The organism is Tardiphaga sp., from assembly GCF_028290785.1.
Taxonomy (GTDB): domain Bacteria; phylum Pseudomonadota; class Alphaproteobacteria; order Rhizobiales; family Xanthobacteraceae; genus Tardiphaga.
The window spans coordinates 1-20,483 of sequence record NZ_JAQGJD010000140.1; the positions used below are offsets into that span (position 1 = coordinate 1).

Annotated in this window: 23 protein-coding genes; 14 read left to right on the forward strand and 9 right to left on the reverse strand. The window is 64.3% G+C overall.

The genetic code is table 11. From position 1 onward, the window contains the following. A partial coding sequence (locus tag JWR89_RS08375; protein WP_299714228.1) for a hypothetical protein occupies positions 1-244 on the forward strand: 244 nt, incomplete at its 5' end. A gap of 48 nt (positions 245-292) precedes the next feature. Here the strand turns inward: JWR89_RS08375 and JWR89_RS08380 are convergent. Further along, entirely contained in the window at positions 293-475 is a 183-nt protein-coding gene (locus tag JWR89_RS08380; RefSeq protein WP_299714231.1) for a hypothetical protein, read from the reverse strand. A 207-nt stretch (positions 476-682) separates the two neighbouring features. Here JWR89_RS08380 and JWR89_RS08385 point away from each other — a divergent pair, with 207 nt between their 5' ends. The 3 genes from JWR89_RS08385 (at position 683) to JWR89_RS08395 (ending at position 2,902) form a co-directional block, all read left to right on the forward strand. Beyond that, positions 683-1,396: a DUF3750 domain-containing protein gene (locus JWR89_RS08385; protein ID WP_299714234.1), complete on the forward strand. Its 714-nt coding sequence runs from the start codon at positions 683-685 to the stop codon at positions 1,394-1,396. Between the two features lie 72 nt (positions 1,397-1,468). Beyond that, positions 1,469-2,431: an alpha/beta hydrolase gene (locus tag JWR89_RS08390; RefSeq protein ID WP_299714237.1), complete on the forward strand. Its 963-nt coding sequence runs from the start codon at positions 1,469-1,471 to the stop codon at positions 2,429-2,431. A gap of 42 nt (positions 2,432-2,473) precedes the next feature. Further along, positions 2,474-2,902 (forward strand): OsmC family protein, encoded by a 429-nt coding sequence (locus JWR89_RS08395; RefSeq protein WP_299714240.1) that lies wholly within the window; start codon positions 2,474-2,476, stop codon positions 2,900-2,902. A 180-nt stretch (positions 2,903-3,082) separates the two neighbouring features. Here JWR89_RS08395 and JWR89_RS08400 read toward each other — a convergent pair whose 3' ends face one another. The 3 genes from JWR89_RS08400 to JWR89_RS08410 form a co-directional block, all read right to left on the reverse strand. Continuing rightward, positions 3,083-4,789 carry a hypothetical protein gene (locus JWR89_RS08400; RefSeq protein WP_299714243.1) on the reverse strand — a complete coding sequence of 569 codons (1,707 nt, stop codon included), beginning with the start codon at positions 4,787-4,789 and terminating at the stop codon, positions 3,083-3,085. A gap of 91 nt (positions 4,790-4,880) precedes the next feature. Next, entirely contained in the window at positions 4,881-6,317 is a 1,437-nt protein-coding gene (gene pyk / locus JWR89_RS08405) for a pyruvate kinase (RefSeq protein WP_299714246.1), read from the reverse strand. Next, complete coding sequence (locus JWR89_RS08410) at positions 6,314-6,832, reverse strand: DUF1036 domain-containing protein (RefSeq protein WP_299714350.1); 519 nt, start codon at positions 6,830-6,832, stop codon at positions 6,314-6,316. Before JWR89_RS08410 ends, pyk begins: the two co-directional genes overlap by 4 nt. Before the next feature lie 248 nt (positions 6,833-7,080). On the opposite strand from JWR89_RS08410, the gene JWR89_RS08415 reads away from it, so the two are divergent. Together JWR89_RS08415 and JWR89_RS08420 are read left to right on the forward strand one after the other, a co-directional pair. Next, on the forward strand, positions 7,081-7,383 hold the full coding sequence (locus tag JWR89_RS08415; RefSeq protein ID WP_299714249.1) for a DUF1244 domain-containing protein: 303 nt from the start codon (positions 7,081-7,083) through the stop codon (positions 7,381-7,383). Between the two features lie 290 nt (positions 7,384-7,673). Next, on the forward strand, positions 7,674-7,949 hold the full coding sequence (locus JWR89_RS08420) for a DUF2312 domain-containing protein (protein ID WP_143575346.1): 276 nt from the start codon (positions 7,674-7,676) through the stop codon (positions 7,947-7,949). A 190-nt stretch (positions 7,950-8,139) separates the two neighbouring features. Here the strand turns inward: JWR89_RS08420 and JWR89_RS08425 are convergent, their stop codons facing one another. From JWR89_RS08425 to JWR89_RS08445, 5 genes are all read right to left on the reverse strand, one after another. After that, positions 8,140-9,783 carry a DUF882 domain-containing protein gene (locus JWR89_RS08425; protein WP_299714258.1) on the reverse strand — a complete coding sequence of 548 codons (1,644 nt, stop codon included), beginning with the start codon at positions 9,781-9,783 and terminating at the stop codon, positions 8,140-8,142. Between the two features lie 280 nt (positions 9,784-10,063). Then, entirely contained in the window at positions 10,064-12,196 is a 2,133-nt protein-coding gene (locus tag JWR89_RS08430) for a L,D-transpeptidase family protein (RefSeq protein ID WP_299714261.1), read from the reverse strand. Positions 12,197-12,493: 297 nt separating this feature from the next. Then, positions 12,494-13,999, reverse strand: coding sequence for a sigma-54 dependent transcriptional regulator (locus JWR89_RS08435; protein WP_299714264.1), 1,506 nt, complete (start codon positions 13,997-13,999; stop codon positions 12,494-12,496). A gap of 63 nt (positions 14,000-14,062) precedes the next feature. After that, the gene (locus tag JWR89_RS08440) at positions 14,063-14,728 is read right to left on the reverse strand and encodes a TerC family protein (protein WP_299714267.1); all 666 of its coding nucleotides are present in this window, start codon (positions 14,726-14,728) and stop codon (positions 14,063-14,065) included. Positions 14,729-14,843: 115 nt separating this feature from the next. Next, positions 14,844-15,182, reverse strand: coding sequence for a hypothetical protein (locus JWR89_RS08445; RefSeq protein ID WP_299714270.1), 339 nt, complete (start codon positions 15,180-15,182; stop codon positions 14,844-14,846). 98 nt (positions 15,183-15,280) lie between these two features. On the opposite strand from JWR89_RS08445, the gene JWR89_RS08450 reads away from it, so the two are divergent. From JWR89_RS08450 to JWR89_RS08485, 8 genes are all read left to right on the forward strand, one after another. Continuing rightward, entirely contained in the window at positions 15,281-15,610 is a 330-nt protein-coding gene (locus tag JWR89_RS08450) for a helix-turn-helix transcriptional regulator (RefSeq protein WP_299714273.1), read from the forward strand. After that, positions 15,607-16,035: a hypothetical protein gene (locus tag JWR89_RS08455; protein WP_299714276.1), complete on the forward strand. Its 429-nt coding sequence runs from the start codon at positions 15,607-15,609 to the stop codon at positions 16,033-16,035. The genes JWR89_RS08450 and JWR89_RS08455 overlap by 4 nt, the downstream gene beginning before the upstream one ends. Positions 16,036-16,060: 25 nt before the next feature. Next, positions 16,061-17,953, forward strand: coding sequence for a M3 family oligoendopeptidase (locus tag JWR89_RS08460; RefSeq protein WP_299714279.1), 1,893 nt, complete (start codon positions 16,061-16,063; stop codon positions 17,951-17,953). A gap of 102 nt (positions 17,954-18,055) precedes the next feature. Beyond that, positions 18,056-18,280, forward strand: a complete 225-nt coding sequence (locus tag JWR89_RS08465; RefSeq protein WP_299714352.1) for an AbrB family transcriptional regulator — start codon at positions 18,056-18,058, stop codon at positions 18,278-18,280. 12 nt (positions 18,281-18,292) lie between these two features. After that, a complete protein-coding gene (locus JWR89_RS08470) occupies positions 18,293-18,682 on the forward strand; it encodes a type II toxin-antitoxin system death-on-curing family toxin (protein WP_299714282.1) in 390 nt (129 codons plus the stop codon). A gap of 103 nt (positions 18,683-18,785) precedes the next feature. Further along, positions 18,786-18,938, forward strand: coding sequence for an aa3-type cytochrome c oxidase subunit IV (locus JWR89_RS08475; RefSeq protein ID WP_299714284.1), 153 nt, complete (start codon positions 18,786-18,788; stop codon positions 18,936-18,938). A 78-nt stretch (positions 18,939-19,016) separates the two neighbouring features. Further along, entirely contained in the window at positions 19,017-20,147 is a 1,131-nt protein-coding gene (locus JWR89_RS08480; protein ID WP_299714287.1) for a Re/Si-specific NAD(P)(+) transhydrogenase subunit alpha, read from the forward strand. 11 nt (positions 20,148-20,158) lie between these two features. Continuing rightward, a complete protein-coding gene (locus tag JWR89_RS08485) occupies positions 20,159-20,473 on the forward strand; it encodes a proton-translocating transhydrogenase family protein (protein WP_143575335.1) in 315 nt (104 codons plus the stop codon). The last annotated feature ends 10 nt before the right edge of the window (positions 20,474-20,483 follow it).

Sequence of the window (20,483 nt, forward strand, 5' to 3'; positions counted from 1 at the left end):
CGACAAGGTCGACGGCGCGATGGCTTCCATTGTCGGCCAGATCCGCTGTACCGATTCCGGCCGCTGGCCGGTGCAGCGCGAGTTCAACCGCCGCATGAAGCTGCGTTTCCAGGAAGAAGGCATCGAGATCTTCAGCGGCGGGCAGACCATCCTGATGCCGGTGCCGATGCAGGAAGCGCCCGAGGCGACCGACGACGGCAGCGCCGAAGCCGATCGACCGGCGCGGCGGCTGGGTCGGGCGTAACGGCTGGATTTACGACAGCTCCGGCGGAATGGTCCTCGACGGTGGCAGCTAGTGTAGAACGCTGTTGCCCGGCCGGACCGTATCGCCACGTTCCGCCCGGGCATAGAGCTGCTGTAATTCCGATTCCAGTTGCTCGTTGACCAGCAACAGGGCTTTCAATGCCCCGCGCAGGTCGCCGTCGCAGGTAGCGATGATCTCGTCGATGGCGATGTCGGTCCGCTCGGGGGGCATGGAAGCTTCTCCGGTTTCAGTCAGGATATTTTTCCCGTCAAATCCGGAAAGAATACGACAACAGGGTCCGCGGCCCTGTGGATAGCGTGGATAGTTCCGGGCCCGCGACATCGCGTCCCCGGGCCGTGGCGAAACCGGGCGCGCCGCCTATATGAAGCCGATACCTCCTTCGGGCTCCCTTCGGTGAGAAAATTCGTGATCGTTCTGATGGCTCTGTTGGTCGTTCCGCTCGGCGTGTCGGCGGCGAAATACTATTGGTTCGGTGACCGCTCGGTGAACTGGCAGAGCGCGGACCGCTCCAGCGCCGGATTGCTGCCGCAGCCCGCCGCGCATCCGGAGGCGCTGGTCCGCGTGTTTGCCGCCCGTACGGTGCGCTGGCGCGGCATCTTTGCCGTCCACACCTGGCTGGTGTTCAAGGAAAAGGGCGCCTCGCGCTATACCCGCTACGACTACACCGCCTGGGGCGAGCCGATCCGCGTCAACGGCTTTGCCGCCGATGGCCGCTGGTTCGGCGACGCGCCGATCGCACTCGCCGCCGCCGATGGCGACGCTGCCGCATTGATGATCCCGAAGATTGAGGCGGCGATCGCCAGCTATTCGTTCCGCGCCTATGGCGACTACCGGGCGTGGCCGGGACCAAATTCCAATACGTTCGTGGCCGCGGTGCTGTCGGCAGTCCCAGAACTGCAGGTGGCGCTGCCGCCGACCGCCATCGGCAAGGATTTTCCGTGGAGCGGCGAAGCCTTTGGCTGGACGCCGTCCGGCACCGGCGTCCGCGCCACCCTGGGCGGCTATCTCGGCCTCACGGTCGGGTGGGTCGAGGGGCTGGAGGTCAATTTGCTCGGCGCAGTGTTCGGCCTGGACATCCGCCGCCCCGCCATCAAGCTGCCCGGCATCGGACGCCTCGGCGTCAGTGCGTGAGTAGACGGCCGCGAAACCGATCTGACGCGGCTGCGTAGCTCCATCGTGCCAAAAGTTCCCCGGATCCTGATCATGCTGTCTGTCTATGCGGCGACCGCGCTGCTCGTGCTCGCGCTGATCACGCAGGTAGGCGTTTACGTGCTGCAGCAGAAATATCCGGCGCAGGGTTGGTTCGTCGATGTCGCGGGCGGCCGGCTGCATGTGGTCGACATCGGGCCCCGGGAGGGCGCCGGTCCGCCCATCGTGCTGATCCACGGCGCCACCTCTAATCTCGGCACCATGCGGGTGCCGCTCGGCGACCAGCTTGCGAGGACCCATCGCGTCATCCTGATCGACCGCCCGGGCCACGGCTGGAGCACCCGCGACGATCTGCCAAATTCGTCGCCGGCGATGCAGGCGAAGATGATCGACGAGGCGCTCGGCCAGCTCGGCATCGACCACGCGATCGTGGTGGTGCATTCACTGGCCGGCGCGCTGGGGCTGCGACTGGCACTGGATTATCCGCAGCGCGTCTCGGGGCTGGTGACCCTGGCCGGCGTGGCCTATCCGTGGCCCGGCGGCGTCGGCTTCTACAACAAGGTGGTGACCACGCCGGTGATCGGGCCGCTGCTGGCTTACACCATCACGCTGCCGCTCGGCCTAGTGCTCGCCGGACCCGGCACCCGCGCGGCATTCCTGCCGCAAGTGATGCCGGAGGGCTATGTGCAGGCCAGCGCGGTTCCCCTGGTGCTGCGCCCCCAAGAATTTCTCGCCAATGCCTGGGATCTGGTCACGCTGAAAGCGGCGGTTGCCGAACAGGCGCCGCGGTACGGCGACATTCGGGTGCCCATGCTGGTGATGACCGGCGATACCGACACCACGGTGTTCCCCGACGTCCATTCCCGTCGCCTCGCCGCGACAGTGCCCGGCGCCAGGCTGATCGTGCTGCTGAATGTCGGCCACATGGTGCAAAACGCCGCCCCCGACCTTATCTGCCGTGAGATCGAGAACATGATGGCGGCGGCCGACACAAAACCGACGGCCGCGTCGCGCTAGCGTGCGTTCTCGACCGGTTTCCAACCACAGCAGGAGAATTGCATGACCACGACTTTTGGATCGGCCAAGTGGAAGGGCGGCATCAAGGACGGCATCGGGTCGATCTCGACCAAGAGCGGCGCGCTTGCGGACTATCCCTATGGATTCGCCAGCCGCTTCGAAGGCAAGCCCGGCTCCAATCCCGAGGAGCTGATCGGCGCGGCGCATGCCGCCTGCTTCACCATGGCGTTGTCGCTGATCCTCGGCGAAGCCAAGCTCACCGCCGAGTCGATGGAGACCAAGGCCGACGTCACGCTGGAGAAGCAGGGCGACGGTTTCGCCATCACCAAGGTGCACTTGACGCTGTCGGCGAAGATCCCCGGCGCCGACCAGGCGAAGTTCGAAGCACTCACCGCAATGGCCAAGGCCGGCTGCCCGGTGTCGAAGCTGCTGAATGCCGAGATAACGCTGGACGCGACGCTGCTGGGCTGAGGTAACGTGTCATTCCGGGATGCGTCCTTAGCGCCAACGGCGCTGAGGGCGCAGACCCGGAATCTCGAAATGTTTTGAACATCTTGGGATTCCGGGTTCGCTCGCAGCTATCGCTGCGCGCGCCGCGGAATGACAAATGACTACACTTCCGTGCCGCGGCCGGCCGACAAAGTGCACGGTTCATGGCGTTGTCATAAAGTAGCTGGTGCGCGGGACAATCCAGACTCCTTCTGTCAGGACCAGCGACGGCTTTGTCGCGCGCCTGCCGTTCCAGTCCTTGGTCATGCAGTTGTTCGGGCCGACCGCAGTCGTGCCCTTGCCCGCCAGCACGGCGTCGAGCCAATTTGCAAAATTCGGTTGAGAGTTGTTCGCAAGGTGTGACTTGTTGTCCTGCACAACAGGGGCCTCGCCAAGTTTCAGCAGTGTGACGATCAGCGCGGTCTTGCTGTCGTCATCCGAAGACGGACCGTCGCTCAAGCGCAGTAGCTGCGTCTTCATTTCAGCGATGACAGCCGGACTGGCGTGGCCGATCCGGCAAATGGCAAGCACCGGCATCAACCGTCGGTATCCTCTGGTCGCCATGTAGTCCGCTTCGTAGAAATCGAGAGTCTGCGCACCGGATGCAGCCTGGATTCGGGCATATAACGTGGGAAACTGATTCCTCGACATCCCTTCGAGAAAGTAGGCGAACAGGGGGGCAGCCACTTTCGCAAAGGCGCCGTCTGGAAGCGCGGTCAACGCCCGTGCGAGGCTTTCGTAGCGGAATGTGTATTCCTGTGCATCGTCGTGCGTCGGCTTGACGTTGCTCAACTCGATGAAGCGGTTGGCCATGGCTTCGGCCAGTGGCGCCAGACGGGCCGGATTTTGAGCGACCGTATATCCCATACGCATAGGCACTTTCGGATACCCTCCCTCGGCGAGGTCCTGCATCAACGCAAACATCCTGTCCTCGACGCGCTGTGGCTCCCCGGCAAGCCAAGCCACGGTGGCGTCGTTCTCCGGATAGCCGCGAAAGCCTGCGGCCGTATATTTCGGAAGTCCCAGCATGACGCTCTCTGGCCCATCGAAGCGTTCGCGGTCGATGCTGTCCGGGACCGTGTCGAGAACCGTATGCGATCTCATGAAGTCGGCGCCGCATTTCCAAGCAGCCGGATTGCTGATCAGGCCGCAGCCGACAGCGAGGCCGGGGAGAACTGGCAGGCGCCAGACCGATGCAGTCGTGAAGCTGCCGACGACCTTGCCGTCGAGCTTCAGCTGCGATGTCGCTGTGCTGATTCCGCGCTTGTGCTTCCATATCTCCTCGTCCCCGAGCTTGACGATCGCCACGATCCTTTCCGGCGGTGCTTCCGGGAAACGCAACAGGCAGGCGTTGTCGAGCGATGTGTTTCCGAACGAGACTCCGGATGTCTGAATTCGGAGCAGGCCATCCTTGGGAAGCTTGCACTGGTCGCGGTGGATCAACCGGACGGCGACATGTTGTTCCGGCTGAAAGTTTGCGTTCGGCTCATAGGCCACGGCGATTGCATGGGTAGATACCAGCGTTTGCGCCGCCGGCGTGACAAGCGAGTACTCGTCGGCCCGGAAATCGATTACCTTGGCCGAATTGGACATGCGCAGCGCGGCGGAAACGTGTGCCATGTCGATGGTCTGATAGGCATAGAGCACGTAGTAGCTGCCATAGGCGATCAGCGGAATTGCGATGAAGGCGCGTGGAATGCGACGAAGCCCTCCTTCGATGGCGAGTGCCAGCAGGAATATATGAACCAGCATGCCGGTCCACACCGGGCCTCCGAAGATCATAAGAAAGACGCCGGTGACGGGGAAGACCTGCAGGGCCAGCAAGATGGCGATCGCGATCAGCGCGATGCCCGAGACTGTCTTCAACATCGTCGCTATCGCCCCATTTGCCCGATGACTGGATATCACCTGTGGTAGCGAGGGGGCGTTAAGGTGCCGCTAAACGGACGCTTCAATTAAGCTAGAAGTCCCCGTCGCGCCCGGTGCCGACAAACGCAATCCGCACCATGTTGGTCGCCCCCGGCGTTCCGAGCGGCACGCCGGCGACGATGATGACGCGCTCGCCGGCCCGCGCAAAACCGTCGCGGAACGCGATGCGGCCGGCGCGCTCTACCATGTCGTCCTGATCCTTGGCGTCTTCCGCCACCACGCAGTGCACGCCCCACACCAGCGACAGTTTTCGCCCGGTAGAGAGGTTCGGCGTGATCGCCACCACCGGCGGCTTCGGACGTTCGCGCGCCACGCGCAGCGCGGTGGAGCCCGAACTGGTCCAGCAGATGATGGCGGACAGATCGAGCGTCTCGGCGATTTGTCGCGCGGCGTCGGCAATGGCGTCGCCGGCGGTCGGTTCCGGGTCGGGCCGCTGCGCCATGAGCACAGTGCGATAGGTCGGATCGCGCTCCACCTCCTCGCCGATCCGGTTCATGGTCGCGACCGCCTCCATCGGGAATTTCCCGGCGGCGGATTCCGCCGACAGCATCACGGCGTCGGCGCCTTCATAGATCGCTGTGGCCACGTCGGAGACTTCGGCGCGGGTCGGCACTGGGCTCTGGATCATCGATTCCAGCATCTGGGTCGCCACCACCACCGGCTTGCCGGCGCGGCGCGCCATCCGCGTCATACGCTTCTGCAGGCTCGGCACCCGTTCCAGCGGCAGCTCGACGCCGAGGTCGCCGCGCGCCACCATCAGCGCCTCGGAGGCATCGAGAATGTCGTCGAGCCGGTCGATCGCCTGCGGCTTCTCGATCTTCGACATGATCGAGGCGCGGCCGCGCACCAGCCGGCGGGCCTCGGTGACGTCGTCGGCGCGCTGCACGAAGGACAAAGCCACCCAGTCGATCCCGGTCTCCAGCGCCGCCTCCAGATCGAGGCGGTCCTTCGGCGTCATCGCCGACACCGGCAGGTCGGTGTCCGGCAGGCTGACGCCCTTGCGGTCGGAGATGCGGCCGCCGATCACCACGCGGGTGACGGCGCGGTCGGAGCTGGCTTCCTCGACGATCAGCCGCAGCTTGCCGTCGTCGATCAGCAGCGCATGGCCGGGACGCAGCGCCATCAGGATTTCCGGATGCGGCAGTTGCACCCTGGTGGCGTCGCCGGGCGCCGGACTGGAATCGAGGATGAAGGTCTCGCCGTTCTTGAGCTGCACGCCGCTTTCGGCAAAGGCGCCGACCCGCAGCTTGGGGCCCTGCAGATCGACCAGGATGCCGATCGGACGGCCGTAGCTGCTCTCGACGTTGCGGATGGTCTTCACCAGCTCGCGCATCTTGTCGTGCGAGGTATGGCTCATATTGATCCGGAACACGTCGGCGCCGGCCTCGAACAGCTTGCGGATCATGGCGCTGTCGGAGGAGGCCGGCCCGAGCGTGGCCAGGATCTTGATACGGCGCTGGCGCCTCATGGCTTGGGACCGGGCGCCGTCGTTGCCGGCGGTAGTCCGGCGCCGCCGGGCGGCGTTCCGCCCGGCGCGCCGGGGATGTTCGGGAAGCCCTGTCCGGGTGGCCCAGCCGGTCCGCCGGGGATGCCCGGCAGCCGCGGTGGCTGCTCGTTGGTCTCGGTCAGTTGCACGGTCCAGGCGCGCTGCTCGCCGGTATCGACCTCGAAGAAGCCGGTGCGGTCGAAGCCGCGCGCCAGGCAGTTCTCGGTGCCCTTGATGGTGAATTCCTTGTCGCGCGAGCACATGAAGGCCTGGCCGGACCATTCGCCGCCGCGGTCATAGTCGAGCGCATAGATGTAGTAGAAGCGCGCCACCAGGGTGCCGCGCAGCAGCGTTTCACAGGCCCGCGACGACACGTTCCACCAGCCTTCGGTGGTCCAGCCCTCGGCGTCCTTGTAGCCCAGCGCGATGCCGACCCGGCTTGAGGTGTTGTTGCAGAGCCGGAAGTCCGCGGCCGCGGGGCTGGCCCACAGGCACATCCAGGCGAGCGCCAGCGCCGGCAACAGGCCGGCGATCAGGCTGCGACGCAATACGGGGCGGCAAAGAGAATCTACAAACATCATCGGGCGAAGCTATATCAATTTCATTGAAGATTTCGCGTGGCCCGTCGGAGCTGTCAACGGTCGCGGAACCTGATTATCGGGCTGCGCCTGTCTGCGCGGCGATCTGGCAAAATCTGTGACAGCGCCCATGTTAGACTGGTAGCGGCATAACAGCGAGACCGAGCATGGCAATTGACGATACCACCCAGACCGAGCTGGAAGCCGCGGTTTTCCGCCGTCTGGTTGAACATTTGCGCAATCGCCCCGACGTGCAGAACATCGACCTGATGAATCTCGCCGGCTTCTGCCGCAACTGCCTGTCGAACTGGTTGAAGGACGCCGCCGACGCCAAGGGCGTCGAACTGAGCAAGGACGCCAGCCGCGAGGCGGTCTATGGCATGCCCTACGAGGACTGGAAGAAGCTGCACCAGGCCGAGGCCAGCCCGCAGCAGCTCGAGGCGATGAAGAAGGCGTCCGCCGGCCACTGACGGTTCCCCCGTCATTGCGAGGAGCGAAGCGACGCGGCAATCCAGGGGCCACGAACGGTAAAGAACTGGATTGCTTCGTCGCAAGGGCTCCTCGCAATGACGGCTGAGAGTAATGGTCAAGGATCTTGGGCATTCAGACGGTATTAACCGCGTATTATTCCCGTGGTGCTGTGGATGTCGGTGATGGCGGCTTGACCTGAGTCGCCTCAGCAACGAAGTGTCATCTCGAAAAACGGGCCCCTCCGGCGGCCTGTCCCCGCCTTCCCACATCGGTTTTATCAGGAGTATCCATGGCCACCTCAGCAGCGTCCGTTCTGGACGATCAGGCGACGCATTCCTTCGCCAAGGACCAGCTCAAGGCCATCGTCGAGCGCATCGAGCGTCTGGAAGAAGAGAAAAAGACGATTTCCGACGACATCAAGGACGTCTACGGCGAAGCCAAGGGCAACGGCTACGACGTCAAGGCGCTGCGTACCATCATCCGCATGCGCAAGCAGGACGCCAACGAACGCGCCGAGCAGGAAACCATCCTGGATACGTATCTGCAGGCGCTGGGGATGCTGTAAGGCGCTTTCTTCCCTCTCCCCTCGTGGGAGAGGGTGGACGCGCGATAGCGCGGCCGGGTGAGGGGTAGTCGCGGGCGCTGAGCCCGGTCACCCCTCATCCGACGCGGACTTCGTCCGCGCCACCTTCTCCCACAAGGGGAGAACGAGGAAGAAGCCTAGCCAATTCGAATCCAGAATGTGGACTTGCGCCTCAGCGCAGCGATGCCGTGCGCACGAACGGCGTGGTCGTTAGCGTGGCGCCGATCGAGCCGGTGAAGTGCTCGCAGACCAGGCCGAGCTGCGGATCGTCCGAGAAGCTCATCGCCACCACCGCCTGCGGCTTGGTGAAGTGCGCGCGCAGGACGGTGAGGTCGCTGTCGCCCATGACTGTCGATGACATCGAGGTGCTGGCGCTGGGCGCGACGATCATCGCGCGCATCCAGACATTGTCATCGGGCACGTTGGCGGCGGCGAGACGGGTCGAGATGGTCACGACGCGGCCCTGTCCCTGCGCATTCTTGCCGACCACGGTGGTAATGTTGTTCACGGCCATCGGATTGCGCGCCACCGGCGTGGGTCGCAGGCCGCGCGGGATCGGCGCGCTGGCGGCGACCACCTGGGTGCGATCGACCGGCGACGATGTTGGCGGCGCATAGGCCATCGCTTTGGCGAAAGCGCTTTCCGCGGGCTGCTGATCGACCGCATTGGCGAGCGCCTGGCGGGCGGTGAGGGCGGCGACGAGCTGCGGCTCGGCCTGCTTCGGCGTCGCCGGCATTTCATCCCAGAAGCCGCGGGCATTGATGATGTCGGCCGGGGACTGCAGCTTCGAAGCGGCGATGTCGCCGGGCGGGCGCGGCAGCGGATTGCCGTCGGAAGCCATCTTCGGCGCAGGCGCAGCAGGTGCCGCCGCTGGGGCGGGGAGCGTCTGCGCGTCAGCCGAAGCGACCTGGAAAGTGGTTGCCCGTGCCGGCTTGGCGCGCGGCATCGGCACCGGCTCGGCGGGTTTCGTGGGCATCGCCGCGGCCATCAGGCCAACAGTGGAAGGCTTGGCGGGCGCAATGGCGGGACCGGCGCCTTCTTCTTCATCGTCGTTCGATTTGCGGGAGAACAGCGAGGCGAGCAGGCCGGGCTTGCTCTTGGACGTCGTCACACTGTCGCCGTCGCCGCGCTTCTCGATGTCGGCCATTGCCAGTTCGTAGCCGGGCAGCGGATTGCCGTCGGACGGCACATGCACGGTGCGGCCGTTCGGGAACACCCGGGCCAACTGGTCGTGGGTCATGCGCGGCCAGTGCCGGATGCTGCCGGTGTCGAGATGCACGAAGGGCGAACCGGAGGTCGGGTAGAAGCCGACGCCGCCACGCTGCAGGCGAAGCCCGGCGAAGCGAATCTGCTCGAGCGGCACGTTGGGAATGAAGAAGTCCATGGCGTGGCCGAGCATGTGCTGGCTGGCGCGGGCGACGCCGGAGGAACGGCGGCGGAGCATGGCGTTGGTGGCGGGGGAACGATAGGCGGAGATGATCTGGATCGGTGCCTTGCCATCGACGTCGCGGTAGACTTCCCAAAGGATGTCGAACAGCCGACGGTCCATGGTGGTCTGGTCCTGGCTGCGCCAGTCGCGGAGGAAGTGGTTGATCTGCTTCATCGCGTCGTCGTCGTAGCGGCCGCTGCGCTTGAACGTGACGGTGAGGTCTTCGCCGGAATGGGTGTGGTGGAAGGAGAGCGTGCGGGTCTCGTCAAGCGCCGTGGCATTATGAACCGTGCCTGCGCTGGCGATCAGCATCAGCGACGTCACACTGGCCTGGAAGCCGGCGCGCGAAGGCAGCGATGTGAAACGGCGTGCGAAACCTGCCAGCACGGATGAGCCCACCCAAGTCGTACTCTCTCGCGACCCCATGTGGCGAAAGAGACTAAACGCAGTCCTAAATCAGGAGGGTTAACCAGGGTTTACCCTCCAGTCCCCGTCGGTTGTTCAAGCCGACCCTCAAACTTAACCCGCCGACTATGGCAAAAAATAGCCCTCTGCCGAAATGCAGATGGAGAATGGTTAACCTAGGTTAACAAGCGGGCCACGAAAAAGGGCTTCACCCGACGATGAAGCCCTTGATCCAGATGGATAATTCCGATTCGAGCGAAAATTAACGCGTCACCGTGCGGCGCGGCTTCTGGCCCGGCGCCATCGGCGGCGGGGTCGGGCCGCCGAACAGGCGTTCGAAGAATGAGGGGCCGCTCGAGGCGCTGGCGCCCGGTCCGTTGTCGTTGAACGCGACGCCCTGCGGAATGTCGGCGCGGGGGCGGGCGTAGCTCGGCTGCGAGTGGGCAACCACGCTTTCCAGATCCTTGCCCTTGGTGTTGCGCAGGATCGACAGCATCTGCGCGTCGCGGCCATAGATGTCGTTGCGCAATTGCAGTTTGCCGGAATCATCGACCCAGGCGGTCTGGTAGGTGATGTTGACGGGGATCGGCGTCGGGAATTTGAGGTCGATTTCGCTGCTGCCGTACATCGAGCGAATTTTTTCCGGGGTGTAGCGGTCGCCGGGCATGGTGATGTTCAGCAGGGTCGCAGCGTACTGGTCCGGGTTCTGTACGCGCATGCAGCCGTGGCTGAAGGCGCGGACGTCACGGGCGAACAGGTTCTTGTCCGGGGTGTCGTGCTGATAGACCAGGAACTTGTTCGGGAAGTTGAAGCGGATGCGGCCGAGCGCATTGGCCTCGCCGGGCGGCTGCGCAATGTGGATGCTGCCGTCGGGGTTGCGGGTCAGCTTGAGGCCCATGCGCTGCAGGACGGTGGGGTCCTGCTGCAGCGCCGGCAAATATTCGTTGTAGATGATCGACGGCGGCACGTTCCAGGTCGGGTTGACCGTGATGTACTTCATCGTCTCGGTCAGCAGCGGCGTGGCGTGCTGGCCGACCTTGCCGACCACCACGCGCGTGGTCCAGGCCTGGGTGTCGTTGTGCATCACCTTGAGGCTGAAGTCGGGGATGTTCAGCATCACATAGGCGTTGCCGATCGAGGCGGCGCCGAGCTGGCGCGGCAGCCAGCGCCAACGCTCCATATTGACGATCAAGGTGTCGATCTGGCGGTCGCGCTTCGGCGAGTTCATCGCGCGCACGGTGGCCTCGTCGAGCACGCCGGTGGCCTTCAGCTCGTTGCTGGCCTGGTATTTGCGGACCGCCTCGGCGACCGCAGCATCGTACTTGGTGTCGCCGGCGTTCTCGACATTGAGCTTGGCGCGCAGCAGAGGCACGCGGGAATCTTCCATCACGGCCGCGGTCGGGTTCTTCTTGGTCGGCTTGACGAACTTCAGCGCCGGACCTTCGCCGATCGGCCGAATCGGCATGGCGCTCTCGCCGCGCAGCTCTGCCAGCTTCTTCTTCAGTTCCTGATACGCCTTGTGCGGCGGATTGTAGCTGTCCAGCGCGATCGAGGCGTTGCGCGCGGTCGAGACGTTGACCAGCACTTCATAGGGATCGGTGGGGTGCTCGGGGAAGGCGATGTCGCCGGAGATCTGCGACCAGTGCATACGGCCGCTCTGCGCCTGGCGGGCGTAGTCCAGCACGCTCGAAGTCAGCTTGATTTCGGCTTCGGCCAGCGCGTCGGGCGTGGTGGCAGCGGCGAAATCCGGCACCGGATAGTCCGCGGCGCTGAGGCCGTCGGAACCCGCATCCTGCAGGCGGGCGATCACGCCCTTGGCGGCGGTGGTTACGCTGCCGTTCTGCGTCCACAGCGGGGCGTAGTCACGCGCGATGTAGAACTTCTCGACCGCGGCGCGCTCGCCCTTGCGATCCAGATATTTGGATGACTTGGCAGCGACCATCTCGCGCAGCTTTTCGGCCACCGGCTGATCGCTCGATGTAACAGTGGTCGCCGGCTTGGCGACGTCCTTTGCCGTTTCCTTGGCCGGCTCGGCTGCGGGCGTCGCCGCAGGCGCGGTGGCCGTGGCAGCAGGGGGCGTCGCGACCGGCGCGGTCGCCGTATCGCTCGGCTTCACCGGCGTGTCGGACGATGTTGCGCCGATTGTCGTTCCCGACGTCTTGCTCGCATCGGGCACCGACGCGGTGCTGTCGAGCTTGATGTCGGCGGCGGTCGGTGGCGGGACGTTGGCGGGTTCGGGGCGCGGTACGGCGGCGTCGATCGCCAGTTCCGAGACGCTGTCGCGGGGGGATGGGGTCTGCGCGAAAGCGGCGCTGGCGGACACCGTCAGGAAGGTCGCGGCCACGGCCATCAGCACGCGGTCAAATCCGGAACGGCCGCTCGAAGTGTCACGCATTCTCGCATCCCTCGTGTGAAGCTGCTCCGGCATGGAGCAGTTCCTGGTCTCGCATCACTGCTTCGGCTGAAGCGCCTGCGCTGTCGGTCTGCACGCACAATTCATACGCAGACGATACACGCCGATGCCAGTCACGCGCGGCACCAGGCACTCATGACAAACTGACTGCAACATAACCCTTTTGCAACGTATTCCGCTGAACTGACCCTGCTTTTGGTCAGTGTGTCACCGCGCCGCCACGGTTCGAAGTTCCCTGCAATCGCAACGGCCTGTTCGATCGCGCGGCGTACGATCGTGTCAGCCGATCTGTTCAGATTCTAAACCCGGCGCATCCTTTTCAGCGGCTTCATCGAGCTTACGGTACAGCGTTGAACGGCCGATTTTAAGGCGGCGTGCGACTTCCGACATCTGGCCGCGGTAATGCGCGATGGCGAAGCGGATGATCTCGGCCTCCATCTCTTCCAGCGGCCGGACCTCGCCGCTCAAAGTCAGCATCGAAAGGCTGCCCGCGGCGGCCATGGGATAGGGCGGTGCCTCGATGCCGGGGGCGATATTGGGCGCGGTGGTATGAAACGCCGGCTCCAGCAGCAGCGGTTCGCCGGACGGACCGGCAATGCCCGGCGCCTGCGCTGCGGCCTGCGGAAAGTCGGGGAGGCCGAGCTGGTCGCCTTCGCTCATCACCACGGCGCGATAGACCGCGTTTTCCAGCTGGCGGATGTTGCCGGGCCAGTCGAGTTGCGTCAGCAGCGTCATGGCGTCGCCGCTAATGCCGGTGATCGGCCGGTTCTCTTCGGCGCAGAACCGCGCCAGGAAATGCCGCAGCAGATGCGGGATGTCCTCGCGCCGCGAACGCAGCGGCGGGATTGTCAGCGGCAGCACGTGCAGGCGGTAAAACAGGTCCTCGCGGAACTGGCCTTCCTTGACGCGGTCGAGCAGCTTGCGATTCGTCGCCGAGACGATGCGGACATCGACTTTGACTGGCTTGCGGCCGCCGACGGCTTCAACGGAACCCTCCTGCAGCGCGCGCAGGAGCTTGACCTGCGCCGCCAGCGGCAGCTCGCTGACCTCGTCGAGAAACAGCGTGCCGCCGGAGGCTTCGACGAACTTGCCGAGATGGCGTTCGGTGGCGCCGGTGAACGAGCCTTTTTCGTGCCCGAACAGGATCGACTCCACGAGGTTGTCAGGGATAGCGCCGCAGTTGACCGCGACGAACGGCTTGCTGGCGCGCTCGCCGGAGCCGTGGATGGCGCGCGCGATCAGCTCCTTGCCGACGCCGGATTCACCCTCGATCAGCACGGGAATGGTTGAGGTCGCCGCCTTACGCGCGGTGCGCAGCACGTTGTCCATCGCCGCAGAGCGGGTGATGATGTCCCTGAAGGTCAGCTTGCCTTCGCGGCTGTGCTTGATGCGCTGCAACTCGCCCTTCAGCGCGCTGGCGTTGAGCGCGTTGCGCAACGACACCTGCAGGCGCTCTACGCCGACCGGCTTGACCACAAAATCATGGGCGCCGGCGCGCATCGCCGACACCACATTGTCGATGCCGCCGTGCGCAGTCTGCACGATCACCGGCACCGCGAGCCCGGCGTCGCGAATCTTGGTCAGCACGCCCATGCCGTCGAGGCCGGGCATCACCAGATCGAGGACGACGGCGTCGATGGCCGGCGCGTCGGGATCGGTCAGCCGGGCGATGGCGGCGTCGCCGGAATCGACCACGACCACCTCGTAGCCGCTGCGCTGCACCATGTTCTCGACCAGACGGCGCTGCACAGCATCGTCATCCGCGACGAGGATTCGTTCGACCATGGTATACTCCAACGCGGCATTGTCCCGATTTGGAGCACCATGGCGGCGAAAGCGTTAACGCTTTCATAACGCCGGGGCGAGGTAGGCCGTCGCGTAGGGATAGACCTCGCGGAAGCCGCGATAGATCATGTCGCCGGCCACGTAGAGGATGATGGCGAGGCCGACATAGGCGATCCAGCGGTGGTTTTGCAGCAGCCGCGCGATGAAGCTGGCGGCGAGTCCCATCAGCGCGATCGACAGCGCCAGGCCGAAGATCAGGATGGTCGGATGCTCACGCGCGGCGCCGGCGACGGCGAGGACGTTGTCGAGCGACATCGACACGTCGGCCAGCGTGATCTGCCAGATCGCCTGGCCGAGCGTCTTGCGCGACCCGGCCGGCGTGCCGTCGGCGTTGAGCTGGTTTTCCAGCTCGTCGATATCGTGTGCCGGGCCGGCGCGCAGTTCGCGCCACATCTTCCAGCACACCCACAACAGCAATACGCCGCCGGCCAGCAGCAGGCCGATGATCTGCAGCAGTTGCACCGTGACGCTGGCGAAGCCGATGCGCAGGATGGTGGCGGCGATGATGCCGATCAGGATTGCCTTGCCGCGCTGCTCCTTGGGGAGGCCGGCGGCGGCGAGGCCGATGACGATGGCGTTGTCGCCGGCGAGCACCAGGTCGATCATCACGACCTGGAAAAGGGCAGTCAGGGCTTCAGGGGAAAATAGTTCAGTGAATAGTTGAGTCATTGGGGCCGCTCCGTTGAACGTCCTGTCCGACATCACAGTTCACATGAACTGTCAGAGGGGCCCGGGCCAGAACGCGATGGCTTCAAACCGCGGGCGACGCCCGCGGGGATTTTCTTCAGTCGGGTTGCTCCGACAGGGTGACCAGCCGGACCATCTGGTCCGGTTCGATCAGGATGGTGATACCGATGCCGACGAAGGTCAGCACCCCCGCGATGTCGAACCAGGTCGGACGTAGGCCGTCGCGGTGGCACAGCAGCGCGATGCCGGCGGTGGCCGCGGCCATCGCGAACATCAGCGTCGCCACTGCGGGAGCCAACGCATCGAGGGAAAGCATCGCTCGCAAAGCCAGCGCTGCCATCAACGTGACCAGCAGGACGGCCGCGAACAGTTCCTTGGTCCGGCCGGAGCCGGGGGTGGTGAAGCTGTTAGACCGGGTTCGGTCGATGAAGGCCATGCTGCATCTCGTCGCGCCCGTCGACGTTCACGCAGCCGGCCATCCGTGCTACGAAAAGTCGTCGGATCGATCAATTCATCCTAGATAGTTTCGTAATCATGAAACTTGAACGAGATCAAGTTAATTCCGCTGAAGCACGGCAGGGCAAGGCCGTGCCGGAGGCTCGGTTGTTGCGGAAGCAGGCGGGCGACTGGCTGAAAGCGCGCCGCGCCGCGGCCGGCCTGTCGCAAGTCGACCTCGCGGCAAAACTCGGTCTGAAATATTACACCTTCATTTCGCAGGTAGAGAACGGCTTCAGCCGGGTGCCGACCGAGACCATGCAGGCCTGGGCCACCGAACTCGGCCTCGACCCGTCCGCCTTCGCCAAGCATTTACTGGTCTATTACGAGCCGGAATTGCACCGGCTGCTATTCGGAACGAAGCCATGACAGTCATCGCATTCGAACGGACACGGATTGCCGGCGCCTGGAGCGCGGCGGAATTGAACACCCTCGTCGGTGCGCTGGCTGGCGCACGCGAGTGGGACACCGGCATCACCGAAAACGGCGACGCGCAGCTTTATCTGCTGGGACCGCGCCCCGATCAGGCCTGCGAACTGTGCGTGTCGCGGATCGGCGGGCGCTACATCCTGGAAGACGGCGCCGGCCGGCTGCTGTTCGAACACCGCAGCCTGCCGCTGGTGGCCATGCATGCCAGAACTGCGCTGCGCATCACGCGGTGGTCACTTGTCGCGCGGATGGTTGTGGTGTGGTGTACGATTCGCGATGTGGTCCACGACCGGATCGAACCCTTGCTTGGCGAGAGCGAAGAACTGCTGGCCCACCTGACGCCGCAGCTCGCCGCTTTCGTGTGACGGCTGCGCCTAACCGAAAGTGCCTATGACGAAATCTGCGACCGCCCGGACCGCCAAATCCTCTCGCAAGCCCGCTCCGGCCAAGGCCACCGCCAGCAAGGCGGCGCGCAAATCGTCAACCAAGGCACCGTCGAAGCCGAAGCCGACCAAACTGCCGGAATGGAATCTGGCCGATCTGTATTCGGCGATCGACGCCCCGGAGGTCGCCCGCGATCTGGACAGGATCGACGCCGACTGCGCGTCGTTCGAGGCGGACTACAAGGGCAAGCTCGCTGAGGAGACCGCAAAGCCCGGCGGCGGCGCCTGGCTCGCAGGCGCGGTGAAGCGCTATGAGGCGATCGACGACCTGGCCGGACGGCTCGGCTCCTATGCCGGGTTGATCCATGCCGGTGACAGCGTCGATCCGGCGATCTCGAAATTCTACGGCGACGTCTCCGAACGCATCACCGCTGCGTCGGTGCATCTGCTGTTCTTCGGCCTCGAACTGAACCGCGTCGATGACGCCGTGATTGAGCAGGCGATGCAGACGCCGGAGCTGGGTCACTACCGGCCATGGATCGAGGACAGCCGCAAGGACAAGCCGTATCAGCTTGAGGACCGCGTCGAGCAACTGTTCCATGAGAAGTCGCAGACCGGCTATGGCGCCTTCAACCGGTTGTTCGACCAGACCATCTCCGGCCTGCGCTTCAAGGTCTCCGGCCGCGAACTGGCGATCGAGCCGACGCTGACCATGCTGCAGGATCGGCTGCCTGCGAAGCGCAAGGCGGCCGGGCAGGCGCTGGCGAAAACCTTCAAGGCCAACGAGCGCACCTTCGCGCTGATCACCAACACGCTGGCCAAGGATAAGGAAATCTCCGACCGCTGGCGCGGTTTCGAGGACGTCGCGGATTCCCGGCATCTCGCCAACCGGGTCGAGCGCGAGGTCGTCGATGCGTTGGTCGGCTCGGTGCGCGTAGCCTATCCGCGGCTGTCGCATCGCTACTACGCCTTGAAGGCGCGCTGGTTCGGCAAGAAGAAGCTGGCGCATTGGGACCGCAACGCGCCGCTGCCGTTCGCCGCCACCGGCAGCATTCCGTGGAGCGACGCGCAGGACATGGTGCTGACTGCCTACACCGCGTTCTCGCCGGAAATGTCCGATATCGCCAAGCGCTTCTTCACCGACCGCTGGATCGACGCCTCGGTACGGCCGGGCAAGGCGCCCGGCGCGTTCTCGCATCCGACCACCCCGTCGGCGCATCCCTATGTGCTGATGAACTACCAGGGCAAGCCGCGCGATGTGATGACGCTGGCCCACGAACTCGGCCACGGCGTGCACCAGGTCCTGGCCGCCAGGAACGGCGCGCTGATGGCGCCGACGCCGCTGACCCTGGCAGAGACGGCCTCCGTGTTCGGCGAGATGCTGACTTTCAAGCGGCTGCTGTCGCAGACCAAGAATGCCAAGCAGCGCCAGGCGCTGCTGGCCGGCAAGGTCGAGGACATGATCAATACCGTGGTGCGGCAGATCGCGTTCTACTCCTTCGAGCGCGCCATCCACACCGAGCGCCGCAACGGCGAACTGACCGCCGAGCGGATCGGCGAGATCTGGATGAGCGTTCAGCAGGAGAGCCTCGGGCCGGCGATCGACATCAGGCCGGGCTACGAGAACTTCTGGATGTACATCCCGCACTTCATCCATTCGCCGTTCTACGTCTACGCCTATGCATTCGGCGACTGCCTGGTGAACTCGCTTTATGCCGTATACGAAAACGCCCAGGAAGGCTTTGCGGAGCGCTACCTCGCGATGCTCGCCGCCGGCGGCACCAAGCACTATTCCGAACTGCTGATGCCGTTCGGGCTGGACGCCAAGGACCCGAAATTCTGGGACGGCGGACTGTCGGTGATCTCCGGGATGATCGATGAGCTGGAGGCGATGGGGTAGGATCTGTAATACATGCGTTGAACAGAAGAAAAAACCGTGTTATACAATTGTATAATGCGGTTTTTTGCGCGCATCGAATTTTCTGGGCATCTCGACATGACGATGAAAGTTGAAATCAAGAAAATCGGCAATTCCGACGGCTTGCTGTTGCCGAAGGAATTGATGCAGCGGCTCGACCTTAAGCGGGGACAGGAACTGCATGTGACGGAGTTGGCGGGTGGCGGCTTGCAGTTGATGCCTTACGATCCGGATTTCGAAGAGACGATGAAAATCGCGGACCAGACGATGGACCAATACCGGGACACGCTCGCAGCGCTGGCAAAATGATCGGGGCGTCCCATGGACGAGAGGGAGCCGCGCTGGATCACCTATGAGCAGGCGATTGCGATTCATAGCGCGCAGTTGCGGCGTTTCGGCGGTGCGCCTGGGTTGCGGGATGAAGGCATGCTGCGATCGGCGCTCGATCGCCCGATTAACAAATGGCAATACGAACAAGCTGAATTTGCCGAATTGGCAGCGGCCTATGCCTACGGGCTGGCAAAGAACCATGCCTTTGTCGATGGCAACAAGCGCATCGCGTTTCTGAGCATGAGGGTGTTTTTGGTAAAGAACAGCATTCAGTTTGATCCCGACCCCGCGCAGGCAACCTCCATCATCCTCTCCCTCGCAGCCGGTGAAGTCAGCGAGGAGAGCCTGACGCGCTGGATCCGGGATAACTGGCCGCAATGATGCGCTGCGGTATGGCAAAGCCGTGCGTTGCCAGCCACCGCCGTTGCTCTCCCCCACCGATTGCGCTAATTCCAAGGCAACAATTGGTTCCGGGAGACTCTCGATGTCAGATCATAGCGAAACCGCCTACACCACCGCCGACGGCAACGACTATCCGGCCCACGAACAGACCTATGAAGGCTTCATCGCCCTGGTGAAGTACGGCACCATCGGCGTCGTCGCCATCGTTGCCCTGATGGGCATTTTCCTGACCTGATCCATCGCTGGTTGCGTCGCGTGAGCGGCGCCGTCGTCTGATTTGCTCACGCGCGCGCGCTGCGCCGCCGGAGGCCCTATGAAGATTGCCGTCGCCAAGGAAATCGATCCATCCGAGCCGCGCGTGGCGATTTCGCCCGACACGGTGAAGAAGTTCAAGGCGCTGGGCGTCGATGTCGCCATCGAGCCGGGCGCCGGTATCAAGTCCGGCATGCCGGATTCGGAATTCACCGCGGTCGGCGCCACCATCGACGCCGATGCGGTCAAGGACGCCGACATCGTCATCAAGGTGAAGCGCCCCGAAGCCTCCGAGTTGGCGAACTACAAGCGCGGCGCGCTGGTGATCGCGATCATGGACCCCTATGGCAACGACGTCGCGCTGAAGGCGATGGCCGATGCCGGCGTGTCCGCCTTCGCGATGGAACTGATGCCGCGCATCACCCGCGCCCAGGTGATGGACGTGCTGTCGTCGCAGGCCAATCTGGCCGGCTATCGCGCCGTGATCGAGGCCGCCGAATCGTTCGGCCGAGCGTTCCCGATGATGATGACCGCCGCCGGCACCATTCCTGCCGCAAAGGTGTTCGTGATGGGCGTCGGCGTTGCCGGCCTGCAGGCGATCGCCACCGCGCGCCGGCTCGGCGCTGTGGTCACCGCCACCGACGTGCGCCCCGCGACGAAAGAACAGGTCGAGTCGCTCGGTGCCAAATTCCTCGCGGTTGAAGATGACGAGTTCAAGAACGCGCAGACCGCCGGCGGCTACGCCAAGGAAATGTCGAAGGAATACCAGGCCAAGCAGGCCGCGCTGACCGCCGAGCACATCAAGAAGCAGGACATCATCATCACCACCGCGCTGATCCCGGGCCGGCCCGCGCCGCGCCTGGTCACCGCCGAGATGGTAGCGTCGATGAAGCCCGGTTCGGTGCTAGTCGATCTCGCGGTCGAGCGCGGCGGCAACATCGAGGGCGCCCGCGCCGGCGAGGTCGCCGATATCAACGGCATCAAGATCGTCGGCTATACCAACGTCGCCGGCCGCGTCGCGGCTTCGGCGTCGAGCCTGTATGCGCGAAACCTGTTCTCCTTCATCGAGACGCTGGTCGACAAATCGACCAAGGCGCTCGCGGTGAACTGGGACGACGATCTGGTCAAGGCCACGGTCCTGACCCGCGACGGCGCCGTGATTCATCCCAATTTCCAGCCGAAGACTGCGTAAGGACAATCGCAATGGATCATGCCTCGCTGGTCAGCCCGTTCGTATTTCAGCTCTCGATTTTCGTGCTCGCCGTGTTTGTCGGCTACTTCGTGGTGTGGTCGGTCACCCCCGCGCTGCATACGCCGCTGATGTCGGTGACCAATGCAATCTCCTCGGTGATCGTGGTCGGCGCCTTGCTGGCCGTCGGCGTCAACATGGTCGGCAGCGGCGGCGTCTGGGCGCGGCTGTTCGGCTTCGTCGCGCTGATCTTCGCATGCGTCAATATTTTTGGTGGGTTCCTGGTCACGCAGCGCATGCTGGCGATGTACCAGAAGAAAAAGAAGTAAGGGCCGCACG